Below are 15,807 nucleotides of genomic sequence, written 5' to 3'. Positions count from 1 at the left end.
AAGACCCAAGGATCCATGCCGTGACTTTAAAAGCGCCGCCACGGTGCAGTATCTGGGATCGATCGGTGCGCCGAAGAGGGTTTCTATTCTACGCCGATGCACTCTTCAGCGGAACTCACGGCATGGATCCCGGGGTCTGCACCGCGTCGTTTCGCTCCTTGCTACGCCCCAGGATGACGACGAGACGATTCTAGACGGTAAGGAACTTCCGCACATCAGCCCGGTCTAAATCTTCGGCCGGTCCGGTATGGACGATCTGGCCGCGGTCCATGATGTTGACCTCGTCGGCGAGCTCGCGGCAAAAGTCGAGATACTGCTCGACCAGCAGCACCGCGATGCCGGCCTGGTCGCGCAGATAGCGAATGGCGCGGCCGATATCCTTGATGATCGAAGGCTGGATGCCTTCCGTCGGCTCGTCGAGCACCAGGAGTTTCGGCCGCATCACCAGCGCCCGACCGATGGCGAGCTGCTGCTGCTGGCCGCCGGACAGGTCACCGCCGCGGCGGCCGAGCATCTGCTTGAGCACCGGAAACAACTCGAAGACATGGGCCGGCACGTCGCGGTCGGCCCGCTTCAACGGCGCGAAGCCGGATTCGAGATTTTCCCGCACCGTGAGCAGGGGAAAGATCTCCCTGCCCTGCGGCACGAATGCGATGCCCGACCGGGCGCGGTCATACGCCGCGCTCCGGTCGAGCGCCTTCCCCTCGAAGGCAACGCTTCCGCTCGTCAGCCGGTGGTGGCCGACGATCGATCTCATCAAACTGGTCTTGCCGACGCCATTGCGGCCGAGCACGCAGGTGATCTTGCCGGCACCCGCTTTCAGTGACACGCCGCGCAGCGCCTGGGCGGCGCCATAGTGGAGCGTGGCATTGGAAACTTCGAGCATGTCAGCGCCTTTTCCAGAAGCGGAGGAACGGCAGATCGAAGCGATGGAATTGCACCCGCCACACCATGTTCATCTCCCCAGATAGACTTCGACGACGCGCTCGTCGGCCGAGACGAAGTCGAGCGAGCCTTCGGAGAGCACCGAGCCCTCATGCAGGCAGGTGACCTTGACGCCAAGCTCGCGCACGAAATGCATGTCGTGCTCGACGACGATGACCGAATGGTCGCGTGCGATATCCCTGAGCAGCCGCGCGGTTTCCTCGGTCTCGGCATCGGTCATGCCGGCGACCGGCTCGTCGACCAGCAACAGCTTCGGATCCTGCGCCAGGAGCATGCCGATCTCCAGCCACTGCTTCTGGCCGTGGCTGAGATTGGCTGCGATTTCGCCACGTTTGTCACCCAGCCGGATGATGCCGAGAATGTCGTCGATCTGCCGCGCCTCGGCCGCGGATCGGCGATGGAACAGCGCCGGGAAGATCGAGCGCGGTCCCTTCAGCGCCAGCATCAGATTGTCCTCGATCGTGTGGCTTTCGAAGACCGTCGGTTTCTGGAATTTGCGGCCGATTCCCATCATGGCGATCTCGGCCTCGTCATGCCGGGTAAGATCGACCTGGCCGTCGAAGAACACTTCGCCCTCGTCGGGCCGCGTCTTGCCGGTGACGATGTCCATCATCGTCGTCTTGCCGGCGCCGTTGGGGCCGATGATGGCCCGCATCTCGCCCTTGTCGAGCACCAGCGACAAATTGTTGATGGCGCGAAACCCGTCGAAGGAGACCGAGACGCCGTCGAGGTAGAGGATGGTGTTCGACTTGCTCATGGTCGCCTACTCCGCCGCCTGCGGCTCAGGGTCGGACAAGGACCATTCGCCTGGATTCCTTGCCGGCGAGCGCACGGGCTTCGATGTCGCGGGCGCCATTCCAACCCTGGCGCCGGTTTTTTCAGCAGCGGCGGCCGCGCGCAACGCCCTGGCATTGCCGCGCCAGCTATCCCACATGCCGACGATGCCCTTCGGCAGCAGCAGCGTGACGGCGACGAACAGACCGCCGAGCGCGAACAGCCACAGTTCTGGCAGCACGCCGGTGAACCAGGATTTCCCGGCATTGACGAGCAACGCACCGAGGATCGGCCCGACGATGGTGCCGCGGCCGCCAACGGCTGCCCAGATCACCACCTCGATCGAGTTGGACGGCTCGAACTCGCCGGGATTGATGATGCCGACCTGCGGCACGTAGAGCGCGCCGGCAATGCCGGCCATCACGGCAGAGACCGTGAAGGCGAACAGTTTTACGTTCTCCGCCCGCCAGCCGAGGAAGCGCGTGCGGCTCTCGGCGTCGCGCACGGCCATCAGGAGCTTGCCGTATTTCGAGCCGACGATCGCCCAAGTCAGGAACACGGCAAGCGCCAGCATCACGGCGCTGGCCGCGAACAGTGCCGAGCGGGTCGCGTCGGCCTGCACGTTGAAGCCCAGAATATCCTTGAAATCGGTCAGCCCGTTATTGCCGCCGAAACCCATGTCGTTGCGGAAGAAGGCAAGCAGCAGCGCATAGGTCATCGCCTGGGTGATGATGGACAGATAGACGCCGGTGACGCGGCTGCGGAAGGCGAACCAGCCGAAGACGAAGGCAAGCAGGCCGGGCACCGCGAGCACCATGATCGCCGCGAACCAGAAATGGTCGAAACCGGTCCAGAACCAGGGCAATTCCTTGTAGTTCAGGAACACCATGAAATCCGGCAGGATCGGGTTGCCATAGACGCCGCGCGAGCCGATCTGGCGCATCAGATACATGCCCATCGCATAGCCGCCGAGCGCGAAAAAGGCGCCGTGGCCGAGCGAGAGGATGCCGCAATAGCCCCAGACCAGGTCGAGCGAAAGCGCCAGCAGCGCGTAGCAGAGATACTTGCCGGTCAGCGCCACGATGTAGGACGGAATGTAGAACGCGCTCGCCGGGGACACTGCGAGATTGAGCAGCGGCACGATGATGGCGACAGCCAACAGGATGAAGATGGTGATGGCGATGCGGCGGTCCGCGCCGGCGGCGAAGAAGCGCCCGGTGATCATGCTTCCACCGCCCTGCCCTTGAGCGCGAACAGGCCGCGCGGGCGCTTCTGGATGAACAGGATGATCAGCACCAGCACGACGATCTTGCCGAGCACGGCGCCCGCGTAAGGCTCGAGGAACTTGTTGACGATACCGAGCGAAAAGGCGCCGACCAGCGTGCCCCACAGATTGCCGACGCCGCCGAAAACGACGACCATGAAACTGTCGATGATGTAGCCGCGGCCGAGATTGGGCGAGACATTGTCGATCTGGCTGAGCGCGACGCCGGCAATGCCGGCAATGCCGGAGCCGAGTGCGAAGGTCAGCGCATCGACCCATGGCGTCCTGATGCCCATCGAGGCGGCCATGCGCCGGTTGGCCGTGACGGTGCGCATCTGCAGCCCCCAGGGCGTACGCTTCATCACGTAGAGCAGCACGCCGAAGACGGTGAGCGCGAAGACCAGGATCCAAAGCCGGTTCCAGGTGATCGCAAGCTGTCCGACACTGAACGAACCCGACATCCAGGAGGGGTTGCCGACCTCCTGGTTGGTCGGTCCGAAGATCGAGCGTACGGCCTGCTGCAGGATCAGCGACACGCCCCATGTCGCCAGCAGTGTTTCCAGCGGCCGTCCGTAGAGGAAGCGGATGACGCCGCGCTCGATGGCGAGACCGACGATCGCGGCAACCAGGAAGGCAAGCGGCAGCGCGATCACCAGCGACCAGTCGAACAGGCCGGGAAAGGATGTGCGGATCACCTGCTGGACGACGAAGGTGGTGTAGGCGCCGAGCATGACCATCTCGCCATGCGCCATGTTGATGACGCCCATGACGCCGAAGGTGATGCCAAGGCCGATGGCGGCAAGCAACAGCACCGAGCCCAGGGAAATGCCGTACCAGATGTTCTGGCCGGCATCCCAGAAGGCCAGCGTCGAATTGATGTTGGCGATCGCTGCGGTCGCGGCTTCCTTCACGGCTCCCGAAGCGTTCGCCTCGACCGACGTCAGCAGTGAAACCGCGTCGCGATCGCCCCGCGCCCCGATCAGCGCCACGGCTGCAAGCTTGTCGGCCTCCGGCCGATCCGAGACCAGGACCGATGCGGCGCGGGCCTGTTCGAGCAGAGCCTTGACGCTGGCGACGGTCTCATTGGCGATCGCCGCGTCGAGCGGCTCGATGTTGGCCGCGTCGGGTGTCTTGAACATGGTGTCGGCGGCACTGATGCGCACTGCCGGATCCTTGGCGCCAAGCGTCAGCGTGCCCAGCGCGTCGCGGATGGTGCGGCGCAGCGTGTTGTTGACAGCGATCTTGGTTATGTCGTCCTCGGAGGCCTCGCCAGCTGCCTCACCGCTTAGCGGGTCAAAAAGCTGGACGCTTTCATCGCCTTCCTTGCCGATAAACACCATCGAGTCGGCGGTGCGAATGTAAAGATTGCCGTCAGCCAATGCAGCAAGCGCCGGTTCGGCGGCGGGATCGCCTGTGGCGGTCAATTCGTGAACGACGGCTCCCGTCTCGGAAAAGTCCGTTACCGTCGCGAACTTGGCAATAATTGCACGCAGATCGGCTTCCGCGGCGCCCGAAGACGACAGCGTCGTCAGCAGGAACAAAAGCGTCAGGCCCATCGCATGGAAAATCTTCATCGGGTCTTGGTGATCCTTGAAGGTTGAATGGGCGTCCGGACAGTGGAGGAAACCGTCCGGACGCGCGCGGTCTTGGGCATGGACCGCAAGGTCCAGCCCGGGAGGATCAGTTCGTGCCCTTGCCGCCGCACTTGCCCGTAGCGACGTTGAAGTTGCCGCAGGACAGAGGCTTGCGCCAATCGGAGATCAAATCCTTGGAGTCCGGCAAATAGTCGGACCATTCGTCGCCCATCACGAGACCAGGTGTCTTCGAAACCGTTTCGAATTGGCCATTGGCCTGGATCTCACCAATCAACACCGGCTTGGTGATGTGGTGGTTCGGCATCATCGTCGAATAGCCGCCGGTCAAGTTCGGCACCGAAACGCCGATCATGGCATCGATGACCTTGTCCGGATCGGTGGTGCCGGCCTTCTGTACCGCCTTCACCCACATGTTGAAGCCGATATAGTGGGCTTCCATCGGATCGTTGGTGGTGCGCTTGTTGTTCTTGATGAACTTGTGCCAGTCGGCGATGAACTTCTTGTTCTCGGGCGTGTTGACGCTCTCGAAATAGTTCCAGGCGGCGAGATGGCCGACCAGCGGCTTGGTGTCGAGACCGGCAAGTTCTTCCTCGCCGACCGAGAAGGCCATGACCGGGATGTCCTCGGCCTTGATGCCCTGGTTGCCGAGTTCCTTGTAGAACGGCACATTGGCGTCGCCGTTGACGGTCGAGACGACAGCGGTCTTCTTTCCGGCCGAACCGAACTTCTTGATCGCCGAAACTTCCGTCTGCCAGTCGGAGAAACCGAACGGCGTATAGTTGGTCATGATGTCCTCGGCCGCGACGCCCTTCGCCTTCAGATAGGCTTCGAGAATCTTGTTGGTGGTGCGCGGATAGACGTAGTCGGTGCCTTCAAGCACCCAGCGCTTCACCGAGCCGCCATCTTCGCTCATCAGGTAATCGACAGCCGGGATCGCCTGCTGGTTTGGCGCGGCGCCCGTGTAGAACACGTTGCGCTCGCTTTCCTCGCCTTCATACTGGACGGGATAGAACAGGATGTTGTCGAGCTCGGAGAATACCGGCAGCACAGATTTGCGTGATACCGAGGTCCAGCAGCCGAACACCGCGGCGACCTTGTCCTTGGAGATCAGCTCGCGCGCTTTTTCGGCGAACAGCGGCCAGTTTGAAGCCGGATCGACGACAACGGCCTCGAGCTTCTTGCCGAGCAGGCCGCCCTTGGCGTTCTGCTCGGCGATGAGCATCAACATAGCATCCTTCAGCGTCGTCTCCGAAATCGCCATGGTCCCCGACAGCGAATGCAGGATGCCGACCTTGATCGTATCGTCGGCCGCCCTGGCGGGCGCCGACATCAGCAGGCCGGCGGCGACCGCACCTGCCGAGAATATTTTTGTTATTGTCGAGAAATTACCCCTCATAGCGAAGACTCCCAAGCTGGTTGATTGCACCGCAACAATGCAATGCAACCCCCATGCCAACCGCCTCCTGGGCATAGAAAATCGGCAAATAGACGAACATTATCAGGCAGTTATTATATTAGATTGAGCAAATCAAAGAGAGCCGGTTAAAAATTGGTTGAGGGAATTTTGCGCAGCGCATACGGCATCTGCCTAAATTTTGCTCATTTTCGGCAAATGCCTAGATTTTGGCCTAAACGCACAGGTCGCGAATTACAAATGTTGCGGCACAGCGCAAAAATAGGGCAAGCTCGCTGCTCAACCGAGCGACGTCATGGCATCCCTGATTTCACGCATTTTCATCGGCATGGTGTTTCTGGCGACAGCAACCGGGGCCGCGCGGGCCGACTTCAGCGACGGCAAGATGCCCGACGGCACTTATCACTGCGAAGTCTATCTGCTCGGCATGTTCCTCAGCCTCGGCGACATCACCATCAAGGGAAATGTCTATACGGGCCCTGTCACCTTCGGCACCGCCCAACAGGGTTACAATTATCAGATGGATGCCAACGGCGTCATCACCTGGCTGGGGCCATTGGGCGGCTACACCACCGGCGGCAACGCGCTGTCGATGACCCAGGCGACGCTGGACGGCCAGGACCCGCCCTCCTTCGACATCATCATGAAGCAGCCCGACGGCGCCTTCACCGCCTCGACCTGCACCAAGAACTAAAACGAAAAAAAGGCGCGGAACCCTGTCGGGCCCCGCGCCAGCAGGCAGTCGGGAGGTTAGATCGTCTTGGCCGACATCTGGGCGGCGATGTAGTCGGCCTGGCGGATCGCCAGCGACACGATGGTGAGTGTCGGGTTTTCCGCGGCACCCGTGGTGAACTGGCTGCCGTCCGACACGAACAGGTTCTTGATGTCGTGCGTCTGGCCATGCTTGTTGACGACGCCGTCTTGCGCCTTCTCGCTCATCCGGTTGGTGCCGAGATTGTGGGTCGAGGGATAGGGCGGCGTCGGAAAAGTGCGTGTGGCGCCGACCGCTGCGTAGAGCGCCGAAGCCTGCTTGTAGGCATGGTTGCGCATCGCGGTGTCGTTGGGATGGTCGTCGAAATGCACATCGGCGATAGGCATGCCGTGCTCGTCCTTCTCGTCGGCATGCAGCGTGATGCGGTTTTCCGCGCGCGGCATGTCCTCGCCGACGATCCACAGGCCCGCCATACGGTCGTAATGGTCGAGCGCCGTGGTGAAGGAGCGGCCCCAACTGCCCGGATCGAGGAACGCCGCCATGAACGGCAGGCCGAGCGACAGCGTCTCGAACTCGTAGCCGCCGACGAAGCCGCGCGATGGATCGTGGCGCGCCTCGTCGCGGATGATGCCGGCCATGGTAGTGCCGCGATACATATGCACGGGCTTGTCAAAGATGGCATAGACCGAGCCCGTGGTGTGGCGCATGTAGTTCTTGCCCACCTGCCCCGACGAATTGGCGAGGCCATGCGGGAACTTGGCTGATTGCGAGTTGAGCAGCAGCCGCGGGCTTTCGATGGAGTTGCCAGCAACGGCGACGATGCGGGCCTTCTGCTCCTGCAGTTTGCCGTCCTTGTCAGCATAGACCACGCCGGTCACCTTGCCCGAGGCGTCATGATTGATCTTGACCGCCATGGCGTTCGGCCGGACTTCGAGATGGCCGGTCGCCTCCCCCTTAGGGATTTCGGTGTAGAGCGTCGACCATTTGGCGCCCCACTTGCAGCCCTGGAAGCAGAAGCCGGTCTGCTGGCATGAATTGCGGTCGTCGCGCTCGACCGAATTGATCGCCATGTTGCCGGTGTGGCATTCCTTGTAGCCGAGCTTGTCGGCGCCGGCCTTCAGCACCTTGAAGTTGTTGTTGCCGGGCAGCCGCGGCCAGTCATTGGTGCCGGTCACCCCCATCTTGGCTTCCGCCTTGGCGTAATAGGGCTCCATCTCGGCCAATGTGACCGGCCAGTCCAGAAGGTTGGCGCCTTCCAGCCTGCCGTAGGTCGACAGCGTCTTGAACTCATGTTCCTGGAAGCGCAGCGACGCTCCGGCCCAGTGCGTGGTCGAACCGCCGACCGACTTGACGATCCACGCCGGCAGGTTCGGAAAATCCTTGGCCACACGCCAGTCGCCTGAGGTCGTGCGCTTGTCCTTCCAGGCGAGTTGGGCAAAGGAATCCCACTCGTCGTTGATGAAATCCTCATATTCGTGTCGCGCGCCGGCCTCGAGGATAACGACGTCGATGCCTTTCTGCGCAAGTTCGTTGCCGAGCGTACCGCCACCGGCGCCCGAGCCGATGATGACGACCACGTCATCGTTCTTCAGATCAAATGCTGCTGCCATGGTTTCCTCCCATGAAATCAATTGGATGCGGTTGAGCCAGGCAGCTCAGAGCCACTCGATGTCGTTGAAGCCGCGCGCGATGTAGCCGCCCTTCGAATAGGCCTCGCCCTCGTAGCCGAAGATCGGCCAGACCTCCTTCTGGTTGTAGAGGCTGACGACGAGGCCGCCGCGAACCGCCTGGAAGAAGGGCGAGTTCTCGATGTCCTTGAGCAGTGCGACCCGCTGCTCTTCCCAGCCAAGCCCGCGGTAGCCGTCCTTGCCGGCCTTCTTGTCGAGGTCGGCGATCCCGTTTTCGATCAGCGCCTTGTGGGCCGTATCCTTGCCGGCCATCTCGTCATGGCCCTTGACGGCGACAGCGTAATATTTGTCCGGAACCTGATCGTGCGGATAGATGTCGCGCGCCACCTGGATCAGCGTCGCCATCGTCTCGGGTTTCAGCGCCGATGTCTCAAGCCCCCAGGCATGTTCGGGGCTGATCACGGCGCTGCCGGAGATGACGAGCATCGCGCCGATGCCGCCGCGTTTGAGAAGCTCGCGCCGTGACAGGCCAGGCTTCCTTTCGTAGCCAGGCTTACTCTCATAGATCGTGACCATAGTTTCCTCCCTGCTTGCTGTTCGCACCCTGAGGTGCCGTTGCTGGCGCCGCGCCGGTTCGCGCGGCGGGTTATCTCCTATTGGAAGCGTCCCCCACGCTGCAGGACCTCGATCTTGTAGCCGTCGGGGTCCTCGATGAAGAAAAAGCGGGCGATGAGTGAACCGTCGCGATTGAATTCGACGATCTTCTTCGGATTGAGACCGAGGGCGCCAAGCCGGTCGTGTTCGCTGTCGAGATCGGCGACCGAAACCGCGAGATGACCATAGCCATCGCCGAGCGCATAAGGCTCCTGCCGACCCTTGTTGACGGTCAACTCGACTTCGAAAGGTGTATCGGCATTGCTGAGGTAAACGAGCGTGAAGGTCTCGAAATCCAGCCGTTGGGCGACATCGAAGCCGAAGGCCTTGTTGTAGAAATCGATGGACCGGATCTCGTCGAGAACCCGGATCATGGTGTGGATCGCTTTCGCCAAATCAGTCTCCGCAGCTTTCATGCTTCGAAGATGATTATGCGCGCCGGCCAGGAAAGGTGGTGGCAGCCGATTACCACGCCTGGGACAGGAAAACGGCTAGTGTCATCCCGCTTCAAGGACGAAAGTCTGATTGCCGTTGCCGGGCGTCCGACGGAAGATGGAATCGCAGGCAGTGTTCAAAAGGCGCCGGCGGCTCCGTCGGCACCCAAGACCAACAAAAACGGGAGGTAACAATGTGCCGAGTCTTTGCCGCGCAGGATCCGGAAGGCTATCGCCAGATCAACCGGTCGATCCGCATCGACGGACATTCGACCAGCATCCAGCTAGAGGCGACGTTCTGGGCCTTGCTCGATGAAATCGCCGAAAGCCAGAACCTGACGACGCCCAAATTCATCTCGAAGCTGTACGACGAGGCCATCGAGATCAACGGCGAAATCCCGAACTTCGCCTCCATGCTGCGGACGACCTGCGCGCTCTATCTGCGCGGCCATCGGCCCGACATGGATGAGCGAATGGCGTTGAAGCGGGAAGCGGCCTAGAGAAATTTCAGGAAAAGAGTGAAACGGTTTTCTAGGGAAAAGCGCGTAGCGTTTTCCCTTGGGAATTGCGTCAAAACAAAGAGTTAGAGCGGCTTTCGGTGAAATCGTGGACCGTTCTAGCGCCCTTCCGCAGCGATTTCGAACGCCAGCCGGCCCATATCAGCAAAGAGTTCCTGGCGTTCGGAATAGTCGGTCAATTCGCCGGTAGCCAGATTGTCGACGACGGTCAGCAGCGATAACGCCCTCGCTCCGAAATGCGCCGCGATGCGGTAGAGCGCGCTGGTTTCCATGTCCACGGCCAGCGCTCCAAGCGCTCTTGCTTCGGCGTAGCGGGCATGCGCTTCAGGATGGTAGAATATGTCGGTACAGGCCGTCAGACCGGCGTGGTGGTCGATGCCGAGTTCGGCTGCCTTGGCCAATGCGCAAGCGAGAAGGCCCGCATCCGGGCCGGCGTCGGCGTCGTAAAGGCCAAAGACCTGACCGTTCTCGGTATTTTCCGGCCGTGCCCATCGCGAGATCACCAGACTGCGCAGTTTGACCTCCGCGCTCAGCCCGCCGCAGGTGCCGGTGCGGATCAATGTTCGGACGCCATAATAGCCAAGCAATTCATTGGCATAGATCAGGAACGATGAAACACCGATACCCGTCGCCTGAATGCTGACCGGCTGGCCCCGAAACAGGCCGGTAAACCCGAGCGAACCCCGCCGGCGGTTGACGCAGCGCGGGGCTTCCAGGAATGTCCGCGCCATCCATTCGGCGCGCTGCGGGTCACCCGGCAGCAATACCGTATCGGCGTAGTCGCCCCTGTTTGCTTCGATGTGCGGCGTCAACAGCTGCTCCCGAACCCGCCTGCCCTTCACCCGCAATCATGGCGTTGTCAGCGCGTTACGCAAGGGCAGAGCAGCAGGAGCACCTAATTTACGATTCGAGCACGTCCTTGACGATCGTTGCCAGTTGCTTGAGCGAGAACGGCTTCGGCAGGAACCCGAATTGCGCGTCCGCCGGCAGGTTCCTGGCGAATGCGTCCTCGGCATAGCCGGACACGAAGACGAACTTGATGTCCGGCTGACGCTTGCGCAATTCGCCAAGCAGGGTCGGCCCGTCCATTTCCGGCATCACCACGTCCGAAACGACGATGTCGACCTTGCCGCCAAGCGCTTCGAACACTTCCAGCGCCTCGACCCCCGAGGAGGCCTCGTGCACCGTATATCCGCGCGAGGTCAGCGCCCGCATGCCGCCCATGCGCACGGCATCCTCGTCCTCGACCAGCAGCACCGTGGCGGATCCGGACAGGTCCTTGGTGCTGTCGGCCGGCTTGGCCGGCGCCGCGCTCGGCGCTTCACCGGGCTCGGCCGCCGTCTTTGCTTCCGCGATGTGACGCGGCAGGAAGATGCGGAAGATCGATCCCTTGCCGACTTCGGAATCACAGAAAATGAAGCCGCCGGTCTGCTTGATGATGCCGTAGACCATCGACAGGCCAAGGCCCGTGCCCTTGCCGACTTCCTTGGTGGTGAAGAACGGCTCGAAGATCTTCTTCAGCACGTCCGGCGCGATGCCGCTGCCGGTGTCCTCGACTTCGACCACGACATAGTCGGCTGCGGTAAGCTCTCGGTAGGGAAAGGTCTTGCATTCCTCGGTAGTGACGTTGCGGGTCCGCACCGTGAGATCGCCGCCGGCCGGCATCGCATCGCGCGCGTTGACCGCCAGGTTGACCACCACCTGCTCGAACTGGCCGATATCGACCTTGACCGGCCACAGGTCGCGGCCGTGGTCGACCTTCAGCTTGATATCGTTGCCGACCAGGCGGGCAAGCAGCATCCTGAGATCGGCGAGCACATCGGTCAGGTTCAGCACCTCCGGCCGCAGCGTCTGCTTGCGCGAGAAGGCCAGCAACTGCCTGACCAGCGAAGCCGCCCGGTTGGCATTCTGCTTGATGTTCATGATGTCGGGGAAGGACGGATCCGACGGCCGGTGATTGGTCAAAAGCAGATCCGACGCCATGATGATGGCGGTCAGCACGTTGTTGAAATCGTGCGCGATGCCGCCGGCAAGCTGCCCGACCGCCTGCATCTTCTGGCTTTGCGCCATCTGGCCTTCGAGCGCCTTCTGCTCGGTCGTGTCGACGGCGTAGACGATGGCCGATTCCTCGGCGCCCTCGCCGCCGGTGCCGTCGGCGACGGCATTGACGTAGAAACGGATATGCCGGTCTTCGTTGCCGGGCAGCACGGTGTCGATCGGATCGATGTCGGCCTGCCGTTGCCGGGCCTTCTCGAAGGCGGCGGCAAAGGCCGGCCGGTCGCGCCCGTGGATCACCGTATCGAGCCGCACCCGGCGATCCACGGCATCCCGGTCGACGACCGAGGAAAACAGCGACAGGAACGGCGCATTGGTGCGCAGGATGCGCCCGCTGGCATCGACGCCGGCGATCGCCATCGGCGTCGAATTGAAGAACCGGGTGAAGCGCACTTCCGAAGCGCGCAGATCGGCGGAAGCATCCTCGCCCTGCGTGCGGTTGAGCACGATCGTGCGCGTCGGGCCGCCGATACCTTCCCGGCTGGCCGAAACGCGATGCATGAAGCGCACCGGCAGGGCTTCGCCGGTCATCGTCGTCAGGTCGAGATCGATGACGGCGTTGCGTGTCGTGCCGGGATCGGCCTTGACCGAGCGCACCAGCGCCATGCCGTCACCGGCGACGATATCGGGCAAGCTCACCGCGCCAGGCGTGAAGCTGGCGAGATCGATCCCCAGCCATTCGGCGAGCGTGGCGTTGATGTAGGTGACGCGGCCGTCCTGATCGGCGGAGAAGAAGCCGGCCGGGGCGTGGTCGAGATGGTCGATGGCCTTCTGCAGGTCGAGGAAGAAACGCTCCTGCTCGGCCCGCTCCTGCGAAATATCGGCGAGTTGCCAGGCCAGCATGGGCAGCCGCTGGCCCGGAACGCTGAAGGCGCGCGCACGGGCGCGGTACCAGCGGGCGCCCGGTTCGGCGCCGGGCCGGATCGATTGCGCCAGCCGGAATTCCCCGTCGCCGGGCTGGCCGTCGCGCAGGCCGGAGGCCAGCCGGTAGATGGTCACCGAGGCCTCGGGAACATCCGAAAGCAGCCCTTCGACCGTCTTCAGGTCGGCGGCCGACGAGGCTCCGGTCATGTCGGCATAAGCCCGGTTGGCGTAGACGACGCGGCCCTTGGTGTCCGTGACCAGGAGCCCCTGCGACATCGAATCCACGAAGGCCTTGGAGAGTTCGTCGCCGGTCGAGCGAGGCGTGATCTGGACGAAGCCGATCGCGGTCGCGAACAGGAAGCCGACGCCGATCATCGCCAGCACGCCGAGCATGCCGAGCAGGAAGGGATCGCCAAGGCGCTCGCGGAACAGGCCGAAGACGATCGCGGCCCCCGTCAGAACGACGATGAAGATGATGAGCCGGGTGACCGCGCCGGGTCGCGTGTTCTGGTCGACGATCGGTACCGGATAGAAATCGGCTCGCGCTTCCTTGGCCATATGCCCCCTGCTCGTGAAGTCCGATGTTCCGACACCCGCCCCCTAATGCATGTCGCCCAAAAATGACTTCGGTTTTGGGAAAAACGACCTGCATGAAAACAAGGACCTAAGGCGCGTCGCATGAATCGGCTTCAGCGCGACGCGCTTTAGCCGGTTGAATCACATTCTCCTAGTCCGGAAAAGGCCCGGGCGGCAAATGTCAGATAAAAATGATGCCGACCGGCCCTCCTAGTGTTTCAAGCTGTTCACGATGCGTGAAAGGTAACTTGCGGTGGCCAGCCGCAACGGTCTAGTGTCGCCTCACTTTCCAAAACCGACCAGGGGAAACCAATGCAGTGGCTGGATAGCGTGGCGGGCCCCGGTTATGCGGCAGCACTCCTGTGGACCTTCGCCGCGCTGATCCTGCTGGTCATCGTGCTTGTCATCATCAGGCTTGTCCGCAACCTGACCTTCGGCACCTTTGTCGCCGGCGGCCGCAACCGCAAGACGCGGCTGGCCGTCATGGACGCCACCGCCGTCGACAGCCATCGCCGGCTGGTGCTGGTGCGCCGCGACGATATCGAGCACCTGCTTCTGATCGGCGGCCCGACCGATGTCGTCGTCGAACGCGACATTCGCCTTGCCGCACCGCGCCGTCCGGCGCTGACCGGAGATGGCGGCCTGCAGCCTGTCCCTGCCACCGCGGCCCCAGCAAAGCCGCGGTCGCCCCAGCCCGCCCCCGCGCCTCCAAGACAGGCACCGGCGCCGCAGCCGGTGACCGCGGCAATGCCCGCCCGCCCGCGCCCGGCAGCGCCGCCACCGGCGCCCGCACCGAAGCCGGCGACGCAACCCTATCAGTCGACCAATGTCACGCCGCTGCCCGCCTATGGCTCCGCCAACGCCAATGTCGTCAACGCGCCGCCGCCGTCAAGGCAGGACAGCATCGACGACACGCTGATGAGGGAACTCGAGGTTTCGCTCGACCAGCCCCGCTCCGGCGGCCCGGTGGGCAAACCGGCGGCCAAGGCGCCGCAGTCCCTAGACGACGAAATGACCAAGCTTCTGGGCGAACTGTCCAGCCAGAAAAAGTAGCGCGCCTGAGCCGCTTGCCGGTGGGCTGGGCTGATTCGGCGCTAAGTTCTCGATAAAAAATGGCCGGTTTCCCGGCCATTTCAACATCGATGTCACTGCACCTCAGCGCTGGAAGTACGGCTCAGTCGTCGCGGTAGACTTTCTCGCGGCGCTCATGCCGTTCCTGCGCTTCGATCGACAATGTCGCGATCGGGCGCGCATCGAGCCGCTTCAGCGCGATCGGCTCGCCGGTTTCCTCGCAATAGCCGTAAGTGCCTTCGTCGATGCGCTGCAGCGCCGAATCGATCTTCGAGATGAGCTTTCGCTGGCGATCGCGGGCCCTGAGCTCGATGGCGCGGTCTGTTTCCGAAGAGGCGCGGTCGGCGAGGTCCGGGTGGTTGGCGTTTTCCTGCTGCAGGATTTCGAGAGTTTCGCGCGCTTCGCGTAGTATGTCAGTTTTCCAGGTGACGAGCTTTTGGCGGAAGTAGGATTTCTGTCGTTCGTTCATGAACGGCTCGTCTTCGGAGGGTACGTAATCGGCGGTAACGATGTCGTTCATTCGACTCACCCAAACAGCCCCAAATTTGGCGCCTATATATTCGCGACCAAACGCCTGCACAAGCGCAATCGGCGACCGACTCACGCAATTGTTAAAGTATCCCGGCGGCCCTCCTTGGGGCGAGATGCCCCTGATTCGATGGAGAAAGTGCGTCAACCCTTTGCCGCGCAGTCTCCTGTGATTCATCGCGCCGAGAACACGAACCATTGTGCGCCGAGCCGTTCTCGTGGCTAATCGCGGTGCGGTTTCGGCTTTCGGCGTCATGGAGGTTGGGTGAGCAGGCTCTATCTGTTACGACACGCCAAGGCCGGTTGGGCGCTGCCCGGCATGCGCGATTTCGATCGCCCGCTCGATGCATCCGGCCGCGCCGATGCCGAGATCATGGGAACAGCCATGCGGTCACGGGGCTATGTTCCGGACCTGACGCTGTGCTCCAATGCCAAGCGCGCCAAGGAGACACTCGAGGGCCTGGCCGGCCAGACCGACACCGGCAAGGTTCTGTTTTTCGACACGCTCTACAGCGAGGACGCGGCCGGCTATCTCCGCCTCATCCAGGAGCACGGCGGCTCGGGTTCGCTGCTGGTCATCGGCCACAACCCGATGACGGAGGATCTGGCCATGGCGGTTTCCGGCGACGGCGACGAGACGGCGCGTGCAATGCTCAATCATGGGTTCCCGACCTCGGGCCTGGCGGTGGTGCGTTTCCTCGACGATCTGGCGAAAGCGTCCCAGCACGCCGGCTATCTCGAAGCGTTTCTGACACCGGCCGATCTTTGATCCCGA

Annotated in this window: 15 protein-coding genes; 4 read left to right on the top strand and 11 right to left on the bottom strand. The window is 62.5% G+C overall.

What is annotated here, in order from left to right:
- Positions 1–190 precede the first annotated feature (190 nt).
- The 5 genes from urtE to urtA form a co-directional block, all read right to left on the bottom strand.
- Positions 191–886 carry an urea ABC transporter ATP-binding subunit UrtE gene (gene urtE, locus AC0NIH_RS19150; RefSeq protein ID WP_473460440.1) on the bottom strand — a complete coding sequence of 232 codons (696 nt, stop codon included), beginning with the start codon at positions 884–886 and terminating at the stop codon, positions 191–193.
- A gap of 69 nt (positions 887–955) precedes the next feature.
- Positions 956–1,702 (bottom strand): urea ABC transporter ATP-binding protein UrtD, encoded by a 747-nt coding sequence (gene urtD, locus AC0NIH_RS19145; RefSeq protein WP_013895282.1) that lies wholly within the window; start codon positions 1,700–1,702, stop codon positions 956–958.
- Positions 1,703–1,708: 6 nt separating this feature from the next.
- Complete coding sequence (gene urtC / locus AC0NIH_RS19140) at positions 1,709–2,944, bottom strand: urea ABC transporter permease subunit UrtC (RefSeq protein ID WP_473460442.1); 1,236 nt, start codon at positions 2,942–2,944, stop codon at positions 1,709–1,711.
- Positions 2,941–4,557 (bottom strand): urea ABC transporter permease subunit UrtB, encoded by a 1,617-nt coding sequence (urtB, locus tag AC0NIH_RS19135; RefSeq protein WP_473460444.1) that lies wholly within the window; start codon positions 4,555–4,557, stop codon positions 2,941–2,943. Before urtB ends, urtC begins: the two co-directional genes overlap by 4 nt.
- A 106-nt stretch (positions 4,558–4,663) precedes the next feature.
- Positions 4,664–5,908 (bottom strand): urea ABC transporter substrate-binding protein, encoded by a 1,245-nt coding sequence (gene urtA, locus AC0NIH_RS19130; protein WP_411969306.1) that lies wholly within the window; start codon positions 5,906–5,908, stop codon positions 4,664–4,666.
- Between the two features lie 379 nt (positions 5,909–6,287).
- On the opposite strand from urtA, the gene AC0NIH_RS19125 reads away from it, so the two are divergent.
- Positions 6,288–6,686 carry a hypothetical protein gene (locus AC0NIH_RS19125; protein ID WP_023764836.1) on the top strand — a complete coding sequence of 133 codons (399 nt, stop codon included), beginning with the start codon at positions 6,288–6,290 and terminating at the stop codon, positions 6,684–6,686.
- 56 nt (positions 6,687–6,742) lie between these two features.
- Here the strand turns inward: AC0NIH_RS19125 and AC0NIH_RS19120 are convergent, their stop codons facing one another.
- The 3 genes from AC0NIH_RS19120 to AC0NIH_RS19110 form a co-directional block, all read right to left on the bottom strand.
- A complete protein-coding gene (locus AC0NIH_RS19120; RefSeq protein WP_023764835.1) occupies positions 6,743–8,314 on the bottom strand; it encodes a GMC family oxidoreductase in 1,572 nt (523 codons plus the stop codon).
- 45 nt (positions 8,315–8,359) lie between these two features.
- Positions 8,360–8,908 carry a gluconate 2-dehydrogenase subunit 3 family protein gene (locus AC0NIH_RS19115; protein WP_352690134.1) on the bottom strand — a complete coding sequence of 183 codons (549 nt, stop codon included), beginning with the start codon at positions 8,906–8,908 and terminating at the stop codon, positions 8,360–8,362.
- A 77-nt stretch (positions 8,909–8,985) separates the two neighbouring features.
- A complete protein-coding gene (locus tag AC0NIH_RS19110) occupies positions 8,986–9,381 on the bottom strand; it encodes a VOC family protein (protein WP_473460447.1) in 396 nt (131 codons plus the stop codon).
- 233 nt (positions 9,382–9,614) lie between these two features.
- Here AC0NIH_RS19110 and AC0NIH_RS19105 point away from each other — a divergent pair, with 233 nt between their 5' ends.
- Positions 9,615–9,920: a ribbon-helix-helix domain-containing protein gene (locus AC0NIH_RS19105; RefSeq protein WP_013895274.1), complete on the top strand. Its 306-nt coding sequence runs from the start codon at positions 9,615–9,617 to the stop codon at positions 9,918–9,920.
- Positions 9,921–10,036: 116 nt separating this feature from the next.
- Here AC0NIH_RS19105 and AC0NIH_RS19100 read toward each other — a convergent pair whose 3' ends face one another.
- Positions 10,037–10,750: a purine-nucleoside phosphorylase gene (locus AC0NIH_RS19100; RefSeq protein WP_473460450.1), complete on the bottom strand. Its 714-nt coding sequence runs from the start codon at positions 10,748–10,750 to the stop codon at positions 10,037–10,039.
- An 88-nt stretch (positions 10,751–10,838) separates the two neighbouring features.
- Positions 10,839–13,415: a cell cycle histidine kinase CckA gene (gene cckA / locus AC0NIH_RS19095; protein WP_224729808.1), complete on the bottom strand. Its 2,577-nt coding sequence runs from the start codon at positions 13,413–13,415 to the stop codon at positions 10,839–10,841.
- A 330-nt stretch (positions 13,416–13,745) separates the two neighbouring features.
- Between cckA and AC0NIH_RS19090 the strand changes: the two genes are divergently transcribed.
- Positions 13,746–14,486, top strand: a complete 741-nt coding sequence (locus AC0NIH_RS19090) for a hypothetical protein (protein ID WP_473460453.1) — start codon at positions 13,746–13,748, stop codon at positions 14,484–14,486.
- Positions 14,487–14,607: 121 nt separating this feature from the next.
- On the opposite strand, the gene dksA is transcribed toward AC0NIH_RS19090, so the two are convergent.
- On the bottom strand, positions 14,608–15,024 hold the full coding sequence (gene dksA / locus AC0NIH_RS19085) for an RNA polymerase-binding protein DksA (protein WP_023769339.1): 417 nt from the start codon (positions 15,022–15,024) through the stop codon (positions 14,608–14,610).
- A gap of 273 nt (positions 15,025–15,297) precedes the next feature.
- On the opposite strand from dksA, the gene AC0NIH_RS19080 reads away from it, so the two are divergent.
- Positions 15,298–15,801, top strand: a complete 504-nt coding sequence (locus AC0NIH_RS19080; RefSeq protein ID WP_023780829.1) for a SixA phosphatase family protein — start codon at positions 15,298–15,300, stop codon at positions 15,799–15,801.
- Positions 15,802–15,807 lie beyond the last annotated feature (6 nt).

The sequence above is a fragment of the Mesorhizobium sp. WSM1386 genome (assembly GCF_055901595.1).
This window is presented reverse-complemented; position numbering and strand designations above follow the sequence as displayed.